Source organism: Saccharibacillus sacchari DSM 19268, from assembly GCF_000585395.1.
Taxonomy (GTDB): domain Bacteria; phylum Bacillota; class Bacilli; order Paenibacillales; family Paenibacillaceae; genus Saccharibacillus; species Saccharibacillus sacchari.
The window spans coordinates 1,270,097-1,288,953 of the sequence record NZ_KK073875.1; the positions used below are offsets into that span (position 1 = coordinate 1,270,097).

Annotated in this window: 17 protein-coding genes; 5 read left to right on the forward strand and 12 right to left on the reverse strand. The window is 53.7% G+C overall.

The window, feature by feature from the left end; genetic code table 11:
- Positions 1–71 precede the first annotated feature (71 nt).
- The 5 genes from SACSAC_RS05585 to SACSAC_RS05605 all read right to left on the reverse strand — a co-directional run bounded on the left by SACSAC_RS05585 (position 72) and on the right by SACSAC_RS05605 (position 4,249).
- Positions 72–1,442, reverse strand: coding sequence for a hypothetical protein (locus SACSAC_RS05585; protein WP_037284323.1), 1,371 nt, complete (start codon positions 1,440–1,442; stop codon positions 72–74).
- Positions 1,443–1,447: 5 nt separating this feature from the next.
- On the reverse strand, positions 1,448–1,999 hold the full coding sequence (locus tag SACSAC_RS05590; protein ID WP_037284326.1) for an RNA polymerase sigma factor: 552 nt from the start codon (positions 1,997–1,999) through the stop codon (positions 1,448–1,450).
- A 155-nt stretch (positions 2,000–2,154) separates the two neighbouring features.
- Positions 2,155–2,718, reverse strand: a complete 564-nt coding sequence (locus SACSAC_RS05595; RefSeq protein WP_037284329.1) for a hypothetical protein — start codon at positions 2,716–2,718, stop codon at positions 2,155–2,157.
- Positions 2,715–3,620, reverse strand: a complete 906-nt coding sequence (locus SACSAC_RS05600; protein WP_037284332.1) for an ornithine carbamoyltransferase — start codon at positions 3,618–3,620, stop codon at positions 2,715–2,717. The genes SACSAC_RS05595 and SACSAC_RS05600 overlap by 4 nt, the downstream gene beginning before the upstream one ends.
- A gap of 47 nt (positions 3,621–3,667) precedes the next feature.
- A complete protein-coding gene (locus SACSAC_RS05605) occupies positions 3,668–4,249 on the reverse strand; it encodes a hypothetical protein (protein ID WP_037284335.1) in 582 nt (193 codons plus the stop codon).
- A gap of 269 nt (positions 4,250–4,518) precedes the next feature.
- Between SACSAC_RS05605 and SACSAC_RS05610 the strand changes: the two genes are divergently transcribed.
- Positions 4,519–5,328, forward strand: coding sequence for a polysaccharide deacetylase family protein (locus tag SACSAC_RS05610; protein WP_037284338.1), 810 nt, complete (start codon positions 4,519–4,521; stop codon positions 5,326–5,328).
- A 108-nt stretch (positions 5,329–5,436) separates the two neighbouring features.
- A complete protein-coding gene (locus SACSAC_RS05615) occupies positions 5,437–6,273 on the forward strand; it encodes a copper amine oxidase N-terminal domain-containing protein (RefSeq protein WP_037284342.1) in 837 nt (278 codons plus the stop codon).
- Positions 6,274–6,504: 231 nt separating this feature from the next.
- On the opposite strand, the gene SACSAC_RS05620 is transcribed toward SACSAC_RS05615, so the two are convergent.
- The 5 genes from SACSAC_RS05620 to SACSAC_RS05640 form a co-directional block, all read right to left on the reverse strand.
- The gene (locus tag SACSAC_RS05620) at positions 6,505–7,128 is read right to left on the reverse strand and encodes a LysE family translocator (RefSeq protein WP_037284344.1); all 624 of its coding nucleotides are present in this window, start codon (positions 7,126–7,128) and stop codon (positions 6,505–6,507) included.
- 253 nt (positions 7,129–7,381) lie between these two features.
- The gene (locus SACSAC_RS05625) at positions 7,382–8,287 is read right to left on the reverse strand and encodes a MerR family transcriptional regulator (protein ID WP_037284346.1); all 906 of its coding nucleotides are present in this window, start codon (positions 8,285–8,287) and stop codon (positions 7,382–7,384) included.
- A 312-nt stretch (positions 8,288–8,599) separates the two neighbouring features.
- Complete coding sequence (locus tag SACSAC_RS05630; RefSeq protein ID WP_037284350.1) at positions 8,600–9,412, reverse strand: WD40/YVTN/BNR-like repeat-containing protein; 813 nt, start codon at positions 9,410–9,412, stop codon at positions 8,600–8,602.
- Between the two features lie 75 nt (positions 9,413–9,487).
- The gene (locus SACSAC_RS05635) at positions 9,488–10,831 is read right to left on the reverse strand and encodes a serine hydrolase domain-containing protein (RefSeq protein WP_051506896.1); all 1,344 of its coding nucleotides are present in this window, start codon (positions 10,829–10,831) and stop codon (positions 9,488–9,490) included.
- A 25-nt stretch (positions 10,832–10,856) separates the two neighbouring features.
- Positions 10,857–11,516 carry a M48 family metallopeptidase gene (locus SACSAC_RS05640; RefSeq protein WP_037284353.1) on the reverse strand — a complete coding sequence of 220 codons (660 nt, stop codon included), beginning with the start codon at positions 11,514–11,516 and terminating at the stop codon, positions 10,857–10,859.
- 257 nt (positions 11,517–11,773) lie between these two features.
- On the opposite strand from SACSAC_RS05640, the gene SACSAC_RS05645 reads away from it, so the two are divergent.
- The 3 genes from SACSAC_RS05645 (at position 11,774) to SACSAC_RS05655 (ending at position 16,601) form a co-directional block, all read left to right on the forward strand.
- Positions 11,774–15,337 carry an S-layer homology domain-containing protein gene (locus SACSAC_RS05645; protein WP_037284356.1) on the forward strand — a complete coding sequence of 1,188 codons (3,564 nt, stop codon included), beginning with the start codon at positions 11,774–11,776 and terminating at the stop codon, positions 15,335–15,337.
- 135 nt (positions 15,338–15,472) lie between these two features.
- Positions 15,473–15,826, forward strand: coding sequence for a hypothetical protein (locus tag SACSAC_RS05650; RefSeq protein ID WP_037284359.1), 354 nt, complete (start codon positions 15,473–15,475; stop codon positions 15,824–15,826).
- A 226-nt stretch (positions 15,827–16,052) separates the two neighbouring features.
- Complete coding sequence (locus SACSAC_RS05655; protein ID WP_037284363.1) at positions 16,053–16,601, forward strand: hypothetical protein; 549 nt, start codon at positions 16,053–16,055, stop codon at positions 16,599–16,601.
- Between the two features lie 145 nt (positions 16,602–16,746).
- Here the strand turns inward: SACSAC_RS05655 and map are convergent, their stop codons facing one another.
- Positions 16,747–17,496 carry a type I methionyl aminopeptidase gene (gene map / locus SACSAC_RS05660; RefSeq protein WP_037284366.1) on the reverse strand — a complete coding sequence of 250 codons (750 nt, stop codon included), beginning with the start codon at positions 17,494–17,496 and terminating at the stop codon, positions 16,747–16,749.
- 120 nt (positions 17,497–17,616) lie between these two features.
- Positions 17,617–18,525 (reverse strand): arabinan endo-1,5-alpha-L-arabinosidase AbnA, encoded by a 909-nt coding sequence (gene abnA, locus SACSAC_RS05665; protein ID WP_051507465.1) that lies wholly within the window; start codon positions 18,523–18,525, stop codon positions 17,617–17,619.
- Positions 18,526–18,857: the final 332 nt, after the last annotated feature.

Below are 18,857 nucleotides of genomic sequence, written 5' to 3' on the forward strand. Positions count from 1 at the left end.
GTAGATAACTGACCCATTCTAACACGTAGAGGGAGGTTGGAAAAGGAATTTGTCTGCTGTTTGCGCTTGCATCACTGCACGATGATATTCTGGCTGTTTAAGCTGATCGAGATAACATCTTCTATAGGCAGTGTTTCGGGCGCCGTCCATATGACTGGGCCACCATCGTGTTGCGTAAAACCAGCCGTCGCCGAAATTTCAGTGCCGTCTTTAAAATGGACCACCAAATCGAGCTTCTGCACACGATCCGAAGTTGTCCAGTCGATTTTGTCAAAGTGATTTCCGCTCAATGTGACCCCAAGCGGCGATACTTCGACTTCGCGTACCTCCACGCCGTCCCAATCGAACTCTGTTCGCCCTTCAAGCTTCTGCGAAATTTGATCCAGATCAAAGGTCACTTCCCAATTCCCTTGAACCCAATCCTCATATTCGACGAAATAACCTTGAAGCTTCAGCTGTTCCAACTGTTTCATGCTCGAAATATCGAATACGTACTCTTCATAATCTCCAGCCCAACTCCCGTCAGCGTTATTATAGCGTCCTCTCGATATGGAATAGTCGTAATCCGTTTCTGAGCTTGTTTCTTTGTCAGAAAAATAGAAGTAGCCATGATTATACGGTGCCATCTTCCCTTCTCGATTCACTTGAATATGCAACTTGCCATCTACAAAGCCTATATTCGAAATCTTAATCCAAACCATTCCCGGTAAAGGCACGGACACCTTATTCAGTGGAAGTACATGCAGTTCGTCCATATCCTTTGCTTCGGGCATTTTCGGTCCTCCCATTCCTACGACGCCGTCCAAGTTTTTCAATACCTCATAAGACTGCGAAGATTGCGATTTCAACAAATGGGTTAGATCCAGCCGGGGATCATAATTTTCGTCCTTATGGGCTCCCCGCAAAAAAGAGGTGATTCGCAAGGTCATCCGATTTTGCATCTTTCCCGTAACCAAAAAGCGTACGGTTGCCTGTCCCGTTCGGGAATCATAATGAATAGTTTGCGCATTGTGTGAGGAAGCTCCTTCGACAAAGAAATCATAGATATCCAATGTGGGATCTATACGATGGCCGGCTTTATCCTGCAAACTCACGTAAATTTCTGCCGACTCTCCGTCTCGCACAGCTCCAAGCACATTCATTACGATTCCCTGATCCTCACTACTTTGATTGATCGATTTTAATAATCCCACTCGGTCTGCACCGATATACCCAAGAACGCGGCTAAGGTCGATCCAACCGGACGCATTGGCGGCTCCAGCTGCTACGACAAGTGCGAGCACGACTGACCCGGCAATTCCGGCTTTTCGACCTAAATTTCGTCTTGTTCGTTTAGATCGTACCGGTAATTTTACAGTGACCAGACCCGCACGTTGATAAACATCTTGCTTAATACGTTTCAGGTTTTCTGCCGAAAATTCTGCTTCTTTCCTTGCGCTCATAGATCCTACTCCTCTCCTCTTTGTTTCTTGACCCACCAATGCCTTAGTCTTTGCTTGGCTCTATACAATCGATTTTGCACCTGCCTGACGTCCAATGACATCATGTCGGAAATTTCTCCGGCTTTTTGCCCCTGGTAAAAACGTCGATTCACGATTTCCCGTTCCGGTTCCGGCAGTTCCTGTACAGCTTGTTTCAACGCTTTCGCTTCTTCTTCACGTTCCAAAGCCTCTGCAATATTCTCATTGTAAATGTCATTTTCACGCAGCGAAAAAGTAGAGTCGCGGCTCAATTTACGGCAGCGGTCGATCGCTTTGTAACGGATTGCCGTCGCCAGATAGGTTTTCAGGCTTGCTTTGGCGGGATCGTAAGCCTCCGGCTTTTGCCACAATTCGAAAAAGACGTCCGCCGCGCATTCTTCAATCTCTTGCGCCGAATCGGTATGTAATACGGATTGCGCCACGGACCACAGCAGTCCTGCATAAGCATCCATGACCTGTTCCAAAGCCTGCGGCTCCCGCGCAATTAGCGCCTGCCTGATTTTTTGATCATCGATCACTGGCCGACCTCCTCTCCTGTTCCTGTATCATCGTGCTCGTTTATGTATTCGTTCGCGTTTTTCCTTTTTCTCAATGATTCCCGAAAAAAGTTCGAAAAGCAAAAAAGACAGATTCTCGCTGATGCGAAAACCTGCCTTTCACGCGTTCTGCCGATTTACGACTCGAACAGTTCGGGATAATGCTCGGGGCATACGCAATTCCGGCTTGCGTCGGGCGGCTGGATCAACAGCTCCCGCAGCGGATGCAGACGGTCTTCCAGCCCTTCCGCGGCCGCATCGACGGTAGGCGCGCTAACCTCGTACGGATCGTCCGGATCGGACACGCTGATCGTCAAATTGTCGCGATAAATCCAGACGAAAGCCGGCACGCCTCCGATCTCCGTATGTCCGGGTTGTCCCAGATCGGGGTAACCTTTGACGGAGGGACGCCACACCGGATCTTCCTCGCCCGGCGCGAGCGGATGCAAAACGATTCCGAGCGCTTCGCAGACCGACTCCAACTGCTCGCGTCCTTCGAAGCGAATCGCCGCGGCAAGCCGGTCTCCGTCGCCCGCGTGTCCGCCGCTTGCCCGGCGATAGCGCAGATAACGCAGCTTTTTCCCCCATTGTACCAGCTCTTCCGGCGAATGCCGCTCGTACAAATAACGCAGCCAACGCTCCTCCGGCGAGACTTGGAAGTCGCCGCGCGGGTCGTCGGACCTTTTCCATAATCCGCTCATTCCGCGCCACTCTCCTTTTCTCCGGTTTGCTGCAAGGACAAAATAATCGCTTGCTGCACCGTCAGTAGGTAGCGCTTGAACGCATACCCAACGAACCGCTCAGACTCGATCGCATCGCCAGATACTTCTTCTCCTCGGTAAAAAGGAGGGCAAGGATTGAGCAGCACGCCCGGATTCGCAAGCCGCAAGCGTTCTGCCGTGACCTGATATTTTCCCACATAACCCGGCGTACGCAGACCATCCGGCAGGGAATCGGTCAGAATCACGTCGCTACCGTTTAACGCCTGTTCGATATCCGTGTAAAAAGCATAATTCCGAAGACTGGCGACTTCATTTCGGCACGCTTCGCCGGGTTCAAGCTCATAGCCTTCCGCGCAAACATGGCGAAACTCCAAATTCATCGCCTGTGCCGCTTCCGCCCAGCTTCGTCCAATATTGTTCATCGGCCCCACGTAAACGTAAATCAGGTTCCGATAATCCGGACGCCGCTGCTTTAACGCATACAGGTCGGCCAAAATTTCGCATGGATGGCTTAAAGAGGTCATGGCGTTGACAACCGGGATCGGCGAAGATTCGGCAAGCTCGCGCAGACGCGGCTCATCCGCATGCCGCACGATCAAGCCGTCCGCCCAGTTGGCAGCATACCCGGCGACATCCCGCAATTCTTCGCGTTTATCCAAAGTGGACGGCGGGAACATTACGCAATCCCCGCCCAGTTCCCGAATGCCGCGCTCGAACGTCAATCGGGTGCGCAAACTGGACTCCGGGAAAAACAGCAAAAACGTTCGCCCTTCCAGCAGTCGCTCACGCTTCGGGTGCGAACGCAAACGATCCGCCGACTCGAACAACGCTTCGATCTCGTCGGCGGTCCAATCGGACAGGTTAATCAGATGTTTCGTCATCCGTTCCTCCTTTTCGCCTATCCCCCAGGAACGGGTTCAAAGCCGCATCAAGAAAAATATTCGGGATAAAACTTCGGAGCCAGGCAGTGCTTGTCATTCAAAGGAGGATCGACGATCTGACTCGCCAGACCCAATTCCCCGAGTTTGACTTCGATCTTCTCCACGGCCTTGATCGTGCGCGGCGTGACGTCGAACGGCTTATCCGCATCCGAGATCGTAATCACCAGACGCTCGCGGCGAACCCAGACATGCGCGGGCAATCCGAACAGCTTCAGATGTCCGGGTTGACGCAGGTTGATATAACTCGGAATACGGAATCCGTCCGCCGCCGCACTCGCTTCGTCCGTCTCCGGTAGTTGTTCTAATGTAATGTCCAACTTCGCGCAAGTCTGCTCCAATTCCTCCAACGAGGTGATACGAAGCGCTGCCATCAGTCGATCGCGATCCCCCGTCTGGTCGGCATTGGCGCGGCAAAAACGAAAGATATGCAAACGGCGTGCCCATTCCTTCAGTTCGAGCCGGGGATGGGTTTCATAGAAATAGCGGAACCACAATTCTTCCGTCTCTTCCTTCGTTGGCACATGACGCTTGGGCTTCTTTTTCTCGGGTCTGATAAACAATCTCCACATGGACGATCCCTCCCGTTTCGGTTGATTCGGAAAAGGGGCCGGAGCGCCGACTCGCCTTCTTCCTCTTACCGTTATTGTACCCGCTACAGAGCGGATTACGAGGTTCTGCGCTCAATTTTACACAGAATATCGAATTTTCATGTTCTTCGATCATTGACCGTTCCAAGCCGTAAGCGTATTCTATTCGTGGAATCGAGACCCATCCATACAAAAGGCAAGCTTGGATTATATGGATTCAACCTAAAGCTTGCTCAACCAAGGAGGCTTTTATGACTATCAGTTTGAACCTTTTTCCCGGCGGACGGCACAAAGCTTTGACGTTCAGCTATGACGACGGGCGCGCGCAGGATCGGCGGCTCGTCGAGATTTTCAATCGCCATAAGCTAAAAGCAACCTTCCACCTGAACTCCGGTACATTCGATGAACCCGGCTATGTGACGTATGAAGAGATGGCTTCGCTGTACGCGGGTCATGAAGTGTCGGCTCATACGGTAACGCATCCGTTTCTGGAACGGATTCCGCGTGAGCGATTGATTATGGAAGTCATGGACGATCGCGGCGCGCTGGAGGAATTGGTCGGCTATCCGGTGCGCGGCATGTCGTATCCGTTCGGCACGTATACGGAAGAAGTCGCTCAGTTAGTCGGGTCGCTGGGAATTCGCTACTGCCGGACGGTCGAGTCGACCGGACAGTTCAATGTGCCGGTGCGTCCGCTGACGTGGCACCCGACCTGCCATCACAAGCAAATGCGCGAGCACGGAGAAAAATTCTTAGAGCTGTCGCCGCCTGCCCACTATGCGAATCTGACTTTGCTTTACGTATGGGGACATAGCTTCGAGTTCGACAACGACGACAACTGGCAGGAGATCGAACAATTCTGCGCCGATCTGTCTGGACGCGAAGACATCTGGTATGCGACGAATATCGAAATCGCGGATTATTTGGAAGCGCTGCGGCGATTGGAGTTTTCGGTAAGCGGGTCGATCGTACATAATCCGTCGGCGATTGCGGTATGGATTACGGCGGACGGGCAAGCGGTTGAGATTCAGGGCGGGGAAACGAAACAGTTGGACAACTAAAAGCGGAGAGGCAAAAGGCGTGACCGACACGCAACTTTTTCGCTTGGGCAGCGTCTTTTATGGAAGAATGTTCCTGGTACGAATTTGAACGTAAAGGAGTCTTCCTACATGATCGCTGCCAAAAGAAAAAAGATATCCAAAGCTCGCCTTGTGCTGATTGCCAGTCTTGTTTTGCCCGGTTCGTTTACCCAGGACTTTTCCGTAAAAGCTGCGACGCTCCCTTCTGCCATAACGGCTGCAGGAGCCGGAGCTTCTTCCGTGTTCGAGACCGAAGGCTTATCTTTGAACGGGCGCACTTTCGTTCCGCTTCGTACGGTGTCCGAGCATTTAGGCGCTAAAGTATTATGGAATGCGCCGGAACGAATGACGGAAGTTCGTTACGGAGGCACTCTTATTGCGTTTAGCGTCAATTCCAACCGGGTTCGCATGGGCAACCGCAGCGTATCGCTCGATACGGCTCCTCGAATCGTCGATAATCGTTTGTACGTGCCAATCAAGCCGTTTGTCCGTCAATTCGGCGGAACTTTGGCCTGGAACGCCAAAACTCAACAAACGATTTATACCTTGGGAGGGCGCACGGTACGGGTCAATTTTGCTCCTCGGATTTACGCGCCTAAAATTACCGATTCCCGCATCCAAGCATTGACTCAAGCCGCCGATCGAATCGCCGATCCTTCCGAATACACTCAGGTGCGCCGAGAATTCAGGCCTTATTTTACGGATCGTTATCTCAACAAAGTGATTCGTTCGGGCGGAACGGGCGGCTCCAAAGAACCGTTTACCGGCAAAGCCGAATTGATCGAATACGACGGACAGCCGGTGATCCGGCAAGGCGGGTTTCAAGATGATGCCGGAGGATTGTTCGTGGATCGGATGTTAAGGCTCGTTTACGAAAACGGGAAATGGGTGATCGAGGAAGTAAGCTTCCGGTCTTGGATGCCTTAAGGGATGAGGGGAAGCGTGGCGGGCTGCGGGAGAAATTGCCAGCATAGGCTTCCGAAGTGCATTTCTTCGAAATGCTTCACCAAACGCTGTCTCACTCGGAAAACTGGAATGAAATTTAAATGGAAGTTTTCCGAGTTCAAAGGCGTTTTGACCTGAATTTCTCCCTCCGCCTTGCGCTTCGTGGTGGGAGTTAGGAAAAAGAAAAGGCAAAAGAAATATAAAATCAAAAATTCAAGGGCGGCGTTCTAACGCTAGTTTCACGCCGAAGCCGAGAAGGACGAAGCCGGTGATGCCTTGCATGACGTTTTGTACGGTTGGGCGTTTGAGCCAGGCGCCGATGCGGTCGAGCAGGCACACGTAGAAGACCATCCAGATTACGGTCATGATCGTGTAGGTCAGGCCCATCAGCAGGAAAGGCAGCAGAGGCTTGGCTCCGGCGACAAGGAATTGGGGCAGGAACGTCAGGAAAAAGACGGCGACTTTCGGGTTCAGCACATTGGTCAGCATGCCCTGGAGCAGCGGCGAACGGCCTTGATGGCGGTTATGGCTTGCTGTTTGCGGGGTTTGTTTGGCTTTCCGCAGCGCGAGCAGCGACATGATGCCGAGATAGATCAGGTATAAGGCGCCTGCGTATTTGAAAATGGAGAACAGCAGCGCGGACTTGACGATTAAGGCGGATAGGCCAAGCACCGCAGCGACGGTATGCACAAGCGTACCACCCGCGCTACCCAGTACCGTCTGAAGCCCCCCTTTTCGACCGTATAAAATCGTATTCTGCGTAGCCAGCCCGGTATCGGGTCCCGGCAGCAGGATCAGCAGAAACGACATCAACATAAATAAGAAAAAGTGTTCCATCTCCGTACCTCCTATTAGCTTGTCTTGAATAAATCGAAGGTTTACGTTCGACGGGCGAAACCATTCATTAATCCGAAACAAGGTCAAAGTAGTGGTGAATTTTATCTGGTAGCATTTTATCACAGGAAAGCGAGAAAAATACGATCCGCGACGTGGTGAAGAATCGAAGATTGAGCAGTCCGCAAGACATACTTACAGAGAGATTGACCCCTTTGACGTCGGAAAACTGCTACAGCCCGCTCGTTTGTCCGGTTCAGGATTCGTCGCCGAGTACGCGCAAACTCTCCGGAAAAGCAGCCAACAGCTCCTTATTCGCCTGTACCAACTTGTTCTGATACTCCCGATAATCCGGGCTAAGCACGATCAGATTGGGAATGAAAACCTCTGCATATCCGCTCCGACGCTGGAACTCCCGCATCGCGCGCATCGCCTGCCCCGCCGGACTTGCTTGATATTCCGGGCTTTGTCGATAAACCAAATAGGCTTCGATGCTTTCACGTTGCTCTTCCAACTGTTGACGGGGATTGTCCAGCGTCCGCTTCATCGCTGCGTCCTGCTCACGCCATCCCTCTTCACTCCAGCCTTCCGACACGATCTGAACATGTTCCTCCGCTTCGTCAAACCATCCGTTCTCCTCCACCTGCTCCAGAAATTCGATGATGCGCAAATAAGCAGACGTCTGCTCGACGGTCGTCATTTTTATATCCAAAAAAGGACCGAAATGTACATCCAAATAGGCTCCGAACGCACCGGGAAAAGCTTGACGCAGCCGCTCCCGAACAGGGAATGCGTGATCCAACCGCTGTCTTATTCGCTCCTGCTCCTCCGCCGAAACAGACTCGTATCCATGCGTCAGCATTTCATCGAACACGTCTCGCTGGACCTGAAGACTACGCAGCGCAAGTTCTACACGATCTCGACATTGCTCCAGTACCATCCGTCGCTCCTCGCCTTCGGCTGCCAACACTTTTCGAATCTCCGCACTCCCGAGTCCCAACCGCCGAAACAGCGCAATCTCCCGCAACCGCGCTACATCCGATTCCGTAAAATTCCGATACCCGTTCTCCGCGTATTGCGGCTGAATCAGACCTTGCCGTTCATAATAATCCACCGCTTTTCGAGTCAACCCGCAAGCCTCGCAAACTTCGCGTAACTGCACATCGTCACCCCCATATCGAGTCTACTTTCATCCTAAACCCACTCCCCGGGGACAGGTCAATATCCAAAAAACCAACCAAAAAAGGAGCCGGATAACCGGCTCCTAGAGTGTCGAGAAAGTCCACGTAGCTGGAAGACAGAAGGCGTAGAGAGAAATTCAGTGAAAGACGCCTTTGAACTCGGAAAATTCCTTATTAACATTCAATCCATTTTCCGAGTGAGACAGCGTCTTGAACGAATTTCTCTCGGAGCCTTCTGTCTTCCCCCGCACACGTAACTTTCGAGAGCAACCTCAGAGCCGGTTGTCCGGCTCCTATCCCCCTTCAACGGTCGCGCTCCGCTCAAACGTCCACGTGCGCCCTTCAACCGTGATCGACCAACTGCGACCTACTCCGTCGGAGAGGCGCTTGGTTTTCCAGATCAGTCCGTTCAGTTCGCCCTGCTCGCTTTGCAGCGGATCGGACCAAGTCGCTCCGCCGTCGGCGGTTACATAGAATAATAACGGATTAACGTCATGTCCATCAGCGGCATAGCCGGTCTGTGCAATAAACACGCCGAGCTTCGTACCTTCAAACAGGATCGGAGTCTTCGGTTCGAACCAAGCTCCACGAAAATCGGCAGGAATTTTCAGTTCAGTCTTGTTCCAGTTGGCTCCGCCATCGTTCGTCTCGTAAAGATTCGGGTCACCCGACTCAAGCGCGTCGACCGCCACCCAGCCTCGGTTCGTATCTGCGAATCTGACGGCTCTGACTGCACCGGACGGGAATGAACCTGTTTGCGAATCGCCAATCTTTGCCCATGTTGCTCCTGCGTCTTCGGTTCGGTAAATCGTATTGTCTACATCCAATGCGTCATCCGCTTGCGATTCTATTTTCCAACCGGTAAGGCCGTTATCTAAATATATTTCTTGCGAAGGCTCCGGCTTGGCTGCCTCGGTCTTGCTTGATGTGGACGGTGCTTCTTTTCCTGCGGGTTCGTAGACCACCGAAGAAGGGGGGACGGGTAACGGCGAGGTGCTTTTTTGCGAAAGTCCGTCTCCAACCGTACAGCCTGCGAGCAGACCTCCTGCAAGAACCAAAGCGGCCAGCCAGCTGGCATTTATCGAAAAGCGATGTGGTGTATTCATGATGTTTAACCTCCTCGTTCGCCGCCAGTATAGCAAACTATGGAAGCCGGAAAGTGACAGCACGCACCTACATTGTCATTTTGAGGTTAAAATTCGGTAACAAGTGCCCAATACCTCATAACTTTTGAACCCGAAAGAGACGTTGATCGCAAAGGTCAAACGGATTCCCTCCCCTGCCATCTGCACGGTATAAGTCACCACATAAGGCGTTTCGATATAGCGCAGGGTTAGTTGTAGAACAGCCGTGCCGCCAACGATTCGTTCGACCGAAGTCACGACGCGTTGGCGGTGCAGCATCAAGTCTTTTACGAACACGCCTTCCGTCTCCACCGATCGGTCATATGCAAAGGGAAGGGTTTCGCTGCGTGCCTCTGTTCCTCCATACTCCATCCTCAGATCAAAGCCATCGGGCAGGGGGCGGAACGTAACAGCGTGCAGATTCGCAGGATTATCGTCCAACTCATACGTTTGGTCCATATGAAAAGGCAGTTCCGTGATCTCCCCCGACAACTCGAAAATCCGATCCAACAGCGTTTGCAGCTTGGTCATACTCGGAAAAGCACAATTAGCCGCGACAACGAGATCATACTTGGGCGAAACCAGACACAATTGACCGAACGATCCGTCTCCCCGGTATGCGCCAAAGCGGCAAAGATGGAACTGAAAGCCGTATCCCTGCCGGGAATCGATCCGCTGCGGCGAAACGCCGAGACGGTTGTCGCTTTGCTCCGCGGAAGCCAATGTGACGTATTCAGCCGACACGACCCGCTGTTCGTTGTAGGTTCCGCCGTTAAGCAGCATCTGCCCGAACTTCGCCACGTCCTCCGTAGACAAGCTTAAGCCCATCCCTCCGGCGGTCACGCCGAGCGGACAAGTTTCCCAGACGGGACGGGCGATACCCAGCGGTTCGAACAGCGTCGGCATCAGAAAATCGACCAGATTCATGCCCGAGACGCGTTCGACGATCGCCGACAGCATATACGCGGACATCGTGCTGTAGCGGTAATGCGTACCCGGCTCCTTTTCCACGGACTGCGCCAAAAAAGCCGATGCCCAGTCCTGCTGCGACACTACGATCGGATAAATATCCTCTTCGTGTCCCGCGGTCATCGACAACAAATGGCGGACGCGCATATCGGACAAGTAAGGCGTCATATCGTCGGGAAGCTTATCCGGGAAAAAGGAGATAACGGTATCGTCCAACTTCAACAGTCCTTGGTCGCACGCAATACCGACGGCGATTGAAGTGAAGCTTTTGCTGAGCGAGTAGAGCAATTGCGGCACGCCGCGTCGATAAGGCTCCCGATACCACTCCAGTAAAGTCTGACCTTTTTGCAGCAGAACGAGACCGTTGACTTCAAGCTTGGAACGTTCGATAAAATCGGGGAGTTCGGTGTACGGGTTGGTAGAGGTAGGCAATGAGTTCTCTCCTTCGCGCTTCATCTTACATCACCATGAAATTTCCGTACCGGTTCAGATACGCTTCGCGCTCCTTGTAATCCGGCAGCACGCTGCCCAGCTTGCGCCAAAACGAACGGTCGTGGTTCATATGGTGAAGATGGCAGAGCTCATGCACGATGACGTAATCGATCGCCTGCACGGGCGCCATCGCCAGCAGATAATTGAAGTTGAGCCTTTTTTTCGAGTCGCAGCTCCCCCATTTGGTCGTCGATTCGATGATTTCGATCGATTTCGGTTCGACCTTGAGTTGCTTGGCATAAGCGCCGATCCGCTCATTCACGACTTTTTTACAACTGGCAAAATAGAACTTCTTGAGGTCGGCGCGCAGCTGCTCTTCCGTCCGTCCTTCGGTCGGAATCAGCTCGTCCAGACGGCAGCGGCGGCCCAGATGCAGAAAATCCCCTTCGCTGCCTTCGCGGTATTCTTTCGGCTTGGGAGCTTCGCGCGCCTTGTCTTGCTTCGCTTTGTTTTGCAAAATCCAATCGGCTTGCAGCGCGACCGCCTGTTGAATCGCTTCTTCCGGCATGCCGTTCGGCGCTTTGACCGTGACGAGACCGCTCGGATCGATCTGGACGTAGATCTTTTTGCGTTTGGCGTATTCGACGTGGAATTCGATGGTTTGGTCGTTGTGTCGGATGTTCATGGGAGGCTCCTTTGCCGCTTTTTTTCGATAGACGGGACGTTCGTTCACTCGTTACTCTTAGCATAAAATGTTAAATACTTTACGGCAAATGTTCATCGATAAAAATATAAAGAAAACCGCTCGGGGCGTAAACCGATAAAACTCGATTTTTCTTGACGCCATGCGGGTTCAACCGAATATTTTAAATTGATTTATACGCAAAATATAGTATGCTCGACATAACTTCACACATGCCTATACGAAAAGAGGGGAATATGATGACTGCAAACTGGACTAGGCAAAAAAGGTTCCGGCAGTTCGGATTGATCGTGCTTTGCTTGCTGATCGGCTTGGGGACGGTCCATCCGGTTTACGCGGCGCCTCCCGGCGTGCCTACCGTGACAACCGGACAAGAAACGATCACCATCAGCAATTATACGTCTGGCGCCACGCTCAAAGTCTATCGAGCAGACGGCGGCTCTCCCGTATGGCAGGAAGCCAACGTTATCACCGCAACCAAAACGATTGCGTTGCTTCCGTATCCCAATTCTTATTACGTGACGCAAACGGTAGCCGGCGAAGAAAGCACGAATACGCCTTTTTTCAATACAACGCTGCGCACGCCTGTCGCGACCGCCGGCATCCGCTCGATCGACGTCACGAACGTTTCGGGCAATACGACATTGGAACTGCATCGCGTCTCGAACGGTTCGCTCGTCTCGACGACGGTATCCAATCAGGGCGGCGGCGTTTACCGCTTCGAAAATGTGATCCCCGACAGTTCTTTGTACTATATCGTTCAGAGTTATGGCGGACAGACCAGTACCAATACTCCGTTTTTGACTTCCAAACTCAATACCCCCGTAGCAACGGGCGGCACGGAATACGTGGACGTGACCAACGTGGATACCGATATCGGTTCTGTGCTCACATTGTATGATTCCGACGGCGTTCTGTCTTCGAATTCGTTGACCAACCTCGGTAACGGAACTTACCGTTTCGCCAACGTGCCCCCTGCGTCGGGTTATTACGTCACGCAGACGCTGAACGGAATGCAAGCCAGCTCCAATGTGGTAACCGTGTCTCCCGATCTGCCAGCCGCGCCCGTTATCGCGGCAGCGGACGAGTCCTTAAACGTCAGCGGTATCGTCCCGGGCGCCAAACTGAAACTCTATACCACGACAGGAGCTCCGGTTCGAGAGGTTCCCGGCGTAACCTCAGCCACCTACACGCTCGAAAACGTGCTGCCGAACACGATCGGTTACTATGTCACGCAAACCGTGAATAACAAAGAAAGCGTCAATTCCAACTTCGCTAATCCTACCCTGCACATCCCCGCCGCTGCGGCGGGAGTCGGCCACATCGACGTGAGCAACGCAACGGAAGGCGCGACGCTGCACTTGTATGACGCTTCGAACAGTCAATTGGTGTCTTCCGCGCCGGTCGATCAAGGAGGAGGCGTGTATCGGTTCGAAAACGTGGTACCGCGCAGCGGCTATTATTACGTGACCCAATCGCTAGGCGGACGCGAAAGCCTCAATACGCCGTTCGTGAACGCTCTGCTGCCGACGCCCGTCCTGACGGGCGGAATCCGATACGCCGACGTCAGCGACGTTTATCCGGGCGCGGCGATCACTTTGTATAGCGAAACGACCCCGATCTCGTCCAATCCCCAATCTCTGGGTGACGGAACATACCGCTTCAGCGATCTGGAAGCCGGCGTTCCTTACTACGCGGTGCAATCGATCAACGGCGTGCTGAGCCCCGCTTCCAATATCGTATCGGTACAGGAGCTTCTGCCGCCCGCCCCCCAAGCGTCCGGAGCGGAAGAATCGATCACTGTGAGCGGCTATTCGCCCGGCGCCACGTTGAAACTGTATCGGGCCGACGGAACGGAAATTCAAACTTCGGTCAACGTGATGGGCTCGGTGTACGCGATGGAAAACGTACTGCCCGATCCGCAGTATTATTACGTGACCCAGACCGTGGGCGGCAAAGAAAGCCTGAACTCGGAATTCGCGAATCCGACCTTGCGCACGCCGAGCGTGCAAGCGGGCGTCGAGTACATCGATGTGGGCAACGTATCTTCAAAAACGGCTTTGACGCTCTACGACGCCGAGAAAGGTACGGTCGTCTCGCAAACGTACACGATGCTCGATAACGGAACCTATCGTTTCAAGGACCTTGCGCCCCGGTCCGGCTTCTATTACGTCACCCAATCCGCGAACGGCATCGAAAGCGTCAACTCGATATTCGTGAATCCGGTTTTGCGCACGCCTTCCGCGACCGGCGGTCTGGAGTCGTTGGATGTCGGCAACGTCTATCCGGGCGCCGAGCTTAAGCTGTTCCGAAGCGGGCAGCTTCAACCGTTGACGCTGCAAGCGGTCGCCGTCGGCGACGGCACGTACCGCTTCGGCAATATTTCGGCGAAAGGAAATTATTATGTCGTGCAGTACGTCGACGGCGTAGCCAGTCCCCGTTCGAACGCCGTCGAAGTTACCGTCAGAAGCACGCAACCTCCTTCCGGAAACGACGGAGAAGCGTCTTCGGCACAGCCGCCGTTCATCCTGCCTTCCGCACCTTCGGCTGCGCCGAACGGCGTGGACATCCTCGTGAACGGCAAACTGCAAAAAGCCGGCACCTTGAGCGAAAGCATGCAAGGCGACCGCAAAGTGCAAACGATCCTGGTCGATCCCGAACGGGTACGCGCCGTGCTGGACGCCGAAGGAACGGGCGCGACCGTTACGATTCCGTTCGCGGGCACGAGCGATGCGGACGTGATGATCGGACGTTTGAGTGGCGAGCTGATCCGGGAAATGGCCCGGCGCAAAGCCGTTCTCGTCATCGACACGCCTCTCGGCCTTTATCGGCTGCCCGCCGAAGAGATTCCGGTCGCACCGTCCGAAACAACCGCTTCGGCAAACGAATCCGCGAATGTCCGGATCGAAATTTCGATCGCCAAAGCAACCGATGCGGATGCTGCGCGGATCCGAACTCTGGCGGCGCAGGAAGGCCTGACCGTGCTGCAAAATCCGGTCAGCTTCGAAATTTCGACGATCGCGAACGAGAAGCGCACGACCGTCGACCGGTTCGATCGGTACGTGGAGCGCCTTATTCCGTTAAGTTCGGGAACGGATGCGGGCGAAAATATCACCGCAACGGTTCTGGGCGATAACGAACTCACTCCGATTCCGACCCGCGTGATCGCGCAAAACAATCGAACGTACGCGGTCTTGTCGAGCTTGACCAACAGTACTTACGCTCTAGCGAAACTTGATCCTCAGTTGGCCGATATCCGCGGAAACTGGGCGGAAAACGCCATTCGGAACATGGCGACCCGATTCGTCGTCGAAGGGACCGGCAACGGCCGATTCGAACCGTCGCGCGCCGTTACGCGCGCGGAGTTCGCTTCGATCCTGACCAAAGGCTTGGGGTTGAAGCCCGGCATTGCCGTTTCTTCGTTCAGCGACGTGCCTTCTTCTTCCTGGTATGAAGGTTCGGTCGCGACCGCGGCGCAATACGGCCTGATCACCGGATTTGCCGACGGCACGTTCCGTCCGCAGCAAGCGATCACGCGCGCCGAAGCGATGGTCATGCTTTCCCGGGCCATGCAGTTGACCGGATTGGCAACCGGGAACGCCAGCGGCTCGGAAACGACGCTTGCGCCGTTCTCCGACGGGGATTCAGTGCCTGAATGGGCTCGCGACGCTGCCGCGGCCACGATTCGCGCGGACTTGTTCAATGGGCAAAACGGCAACCGTCTGGCGCCTCAAAAGCAAGTCATGCGTGCCGAAGTCGCTACCCTGGTCGAACGCCTGCTGCGTCAATCCGGCTTGATCTGAATATGAATATCCGTTTTGACGGACGGAACCAAAAAGAGCCTGATATTTAGCGCATCAGGCTCTTTTGATTTCTTCGGCTAAGCTTCGGGTAATAACGAACAGAGCAAACAAACGAGCCGAAAGGAGATTTTAAACATGGAAAAATCATTTGTTACCACCGCCGCAATCGGTGCCGCCGCAGGTGCCCTGATCGGGGCCGGAGCCGCCGTCATCGTCGCTACCGAGCGAGGCGAACGGATTCGCTATCAAGCAATGGACGCGATTGAAGCGCTGCGCGACAACGGGCCTGCCATCAACGAACGCGGTCATGCACTCGTGGAAAAAAGCCAAGAAGTGACGGGCGTCGTCAAGGAAACGCTCGGCGCGGTGAAAGAACTGAAAGAAGAATCCGTATCGGCTGCCCGCGATGTCAAATCCGACGTACAAGATTCTTTGCGTACCTCGGGCGTGGGCGGCAAGCCGACGGACGGAAGCGCGGGAAGCATTTAAAGACGGAAGCGCGATAATTCGTATCCGAATAAGCAGGAGCGCGTCTTGTCACAATAATGTCGCAAAAAAGTCCGCTAAAGGCGTTATTTGCCGATAAGCGGCTTTTTTTCGCCTAAAATCACAAAATCCCTGGCCTTTCAAGCTTCAGACCTTTACAATAAAAGCGAGGGGCTTTTCATCTCGGACCGACCGCTCATTTTGCCCCAATCAGCAAAGGAGGGATCACATGAGAGTACGCCGGAGCGTTGAGCTCACCCTTGTTGTCGCGATTGCCGCCCTGCTCTTTTCCTACTTCTTTATTTTCAACCTCTCCTCGAATCTGCGTACGTACGGCTTCCATGCCGACGATACGATCGTGGACGAAGGTTATTCGACGGATGCCGAACATCCGACCAAATTGATGTTGCTCGCCAATGAGCAGCAAATGGGTATTGTCGTGCTTGACGGTAAAGGCCTGGGCGTGTGGGAACACGACCCGATCGTCTCTATTCTTGAAAACCCGCAGGACGGCGAATTTGCGTCCGTCTATCTGCCGATTCTGAAGGATTGGGGCGAGCGAAGCTATACGGAAAAACACGTCTTCGCCAGCGCCTATGTTACGATCGACGAACGGCCTTTTGTTCCGAACGGACCTGATTTTTACGTGCATGCCGACTACTTCGACGTAAACGGCCGCACGCTGGTCTATGCGCATGCGATGTCGGATGAAGAAGTATTCGATCAAGAGATGGTCATTGCGCATCTGAAAGAGCAGTTAGGGATCGAAGAAGGTTGATCTGAATGACACAAAAACGGCAAAGAGCACGGAATCCGATCATCGTCGGATTCCGTGCTCTTTTTCATTCTTTTGCAAACCGGATCGGCTATAAGCCGCTCAAGCCCGCCGTTCCCGATTTACGTCAAACCGTCCGGCTTCAGCCTCAGTCTTGCGATGTCAGAATACGCGGGCCGTCTTTGGTAATCGCCAGCGTATGCTCGTACTGGGCGGAGTTCAGCCCGTCTTCCGTGCGGGCCGTCCAGCCGTTGTCGTCGCGCGAAGTCTGCCAGACTCCGACGTTGACCATCGGCTCGATGGTGATGACCATGCCTTCCTTCAGGCGCTGGCCTTTGCCCGGCTCGCCATAATGCAGCACCTGCGGCTTTTCGTGGATCGTCGGTCCGATGCCGTGTCCGGTAAACTCGCGCACCACCGAGAAGCCTTCGGCTTCGACGTAGCTTTGGATCGCATGGCCGATATCGCCGAGACGATTGCCTGCAACCGCCTGCTCGATGCCCAGCTCCAACGCGCGGTGCGTCACTTCCATCAGGCGGCGGTCCTGCTCGGAAATCTCGCCGACCGCGTACGTCCAAGCCGAATCGGCCAAGCCGCCGTTCAGGTTGACGACCATGTCGATCGTCACGATGTCGCCGCTTTTGAGCGGCTGGCGTCGCGGGAAGCCGTGGCAGACTTCGTCGTTGATCGAAGCGCATGTCGCGTACTCGTAACCGTTATAGCCTTTTTGCTCCGGCGTCGCGCCGTGCTGCTTGAGGAACTTCTCGACGAACCGGTCGATCTCCATCGTGGTCACGCCCGGTTTGATCATTTTGGCGATTTCTTTATGGCAGGCCGCCAGTACGTCGCCGGCCGCGTCCATTTTCTGAATTTCGCGTTCGCTTTTGAGTGTAATCATGGATTTATCGCTCGATTCCTTGTAGATTTGAGAGTTTGAAGCTGTCGCTTCTTGCTTCTACAAGGATAACGCGCATCGCGTACGCTTGCAATATTCAACCGTTCGCGGATACCCGCCTGTTCAATAACTCGGCCAACCGCCGGAATCCCAGATCAAGTCGCTGATCAGCAGCTTCGGTCTGCCTTCGTCTTCCGCGTCATAGGCATGGCGAACGATCAAATTGGCGTCGTACACGTCTTGACCGCCCGGACCTTTCCAGCGAGCATTGCCGGAATCGAGGATCGTGCCCCCGTTGTTCATCAGGCTTACGCCGTTTTTATCGACGTAGGGTCCGGTGATGTTTTTGGAACGCCCGTAAATGATTTTGTACGTGCTGTCCACGCCCGAGCAGCAGCTGTCAATCGAAGCGAACAAATAATAGTAACCGCCGCGATACGTGATGGACGGCGCTTCGATCGCTCCGTCGTTCACGGTGCGCCGCGCGATCGAATACAGGCTGCCTGTCGGCTTCATCGTGTTTTTGTCGAGCTTGGTCAGCTTCAGCCCTCCCCAAAACGAACCGAACGCCAGCCACGGGTCTCCTTTTGCGTCGATCACGAGTTCCGGATCGATCGCGTTATAGTTCTGCGTGCCGTTGGTCGAAACGACGACGCCTTCGTCTTTCCAATTGCCCGCTCCGACGCTGCTCGCCGAAACGAGACCGATCGCGGACGTGTTTTTGGTAAACGTCGATATCGAATAGTACAACCATACTTTGCCGTTGTAAGCTTTGACGTCGGGCGCCCATACGTCCATCGGCTCCTGCTTCGGTACGTACGTTTTCCACCAAGACGGCGCGCTCAGGAAAATCTGCGGCACGCGGTAAAAGTCCGTGCCGTTGTCCGAGCGCAATACTTGCAGACCTTCGCCCGTCGAAAAGACATACCAGCTGTTGCCCTCCTTGATGATCGACGGATCGTGCACGCCGACGTCCCCGCTCAAGCCCCAATGCGCCGCATAACTTCGGGCGTCGCTGAACGTGGTTGCCATGACGACCAGAGCCAATAACAAAATAACCAGTTTGCGTTTCATCTTCGCTCATTCCCTTCCGCAGTGAAATATACGCCGAATAGATAACGCTCTCATTTTTCCGGTAACTTCAAAGTTTCGCTTGATCTCCTCTCTGCAAAGACAGTTTACTTAAGTTAACTTTTATGTAAATTATTAAGTAAATTCTTTGCATAGACGATTTTAGGAGGACGTCGACGAAAAGTCAATATGATATTCTATAATTTGGAAAAAAGTTCGCATGCAAAAAAATGGATCGGCAGCAAAGCGTTATTCTTTGCGAATCCGCTTCGCTGCCGATCAGATCTTCCAAA

Bases quoted from the DNA above. Each gene is read 5' to 3' on its own strand.
- SACSAC_RS05585 (WP_037284323.1), bottom strand. From the start codon at position 1,442: ATGAGCGCAAGGAAAGAAGCAGAATTTTCGGCAGAAAACCTGAAACGT.
- SACSAC_RS05595 (WP_037284329.1), bottom strand. From the start codon at position 2,718: ATGAGCGGATTATGGAAAAGGTCCGACGACCCGCGCGGCGACTTCCAA.
- SACSAC_RS05600 (WP_037284332.1), bottom strand. From the start codon at position 3,620: ATGACGAAACATCTGATTAACCTGTCCGATTGGACCGCCGACGAGATC.
- SACSAC_RS05605 (WP_037284335.1), bottom strand. From the start codon at position 4,249: ATGTGGAGATTGTTTATCAGACCCGAGAAAAAGAAGCCCAAGCGTCAT.
- SACSAC_RS05610 (WP_037284338.1), top strand. From the start codon at position 4,519: ATGACTATCAGTTTGAACCTTTTTCCCGGCGGACGGCACAAAGCTTTG.
- SACSAC_RS05615 (WP_037284342.1), top strand. From the start codon at position 5,437: ATGATCGCTGCCAAAAGAAAAAAGATATCCAAAGCTCGCCTTGTGCTG.
- SACSAC_RS05620 (WP_037284344.1), bottom strand. From the start codon at position 7,128: ATGGAACACTTTTTCTTATTTATGTTGATGTCGTTTCTGCTGATCCTG.
- SACSAC_RS05630 (WP_037284350.1), bottom strand. From the start codon at position 9,412: ATGAATACACCACATCGCTTTTCGATAAATGCCAGCTGGCTGGCCGCT.
- SACSAC_RS05640 (WP_037284353.1), bottom strand. From the start codon at position 11,516: ATGAACATCCGACACAACGACCAAACCATCGAATTCCACGTCGAATAC.
- SACSAC_RS05645 (WP_037284356.1), top strand. From the start codon at position 11,774: ATGACTGCAAACTGGACTAGGCAAAAAAGGTTCCGGCAGTTCGGATTG.
- SACSAC_RS05650 (WP_037284359.1), top strand. From the start codon at position 15,473: ATGGAAAAATCATTTGTTACCACCGCCGCAATCGGTGCCGCCGCAGGT.
- SACSAC_RS05655 (WP_037284363.1), top strand. From the start codon at position 16,053: ATGAGAGTACGCCGGAGCGTTGAGCTCACCCTTGTTGTCGCGATTGCC.
- map (WP_037284366.1), bottom strand. From the start codon at position 17,496: ATGATTACACTCAAAAGCGAACGCGAAATTCAGAAAATGGACGCGGCC.
- abnA (WP_051507465.1), bottom strand. From the start codon at position 18,525: ATGGCAACCACGTTCAGCGACGCCCGAAGTTATGCGGCGCATTGGGGC.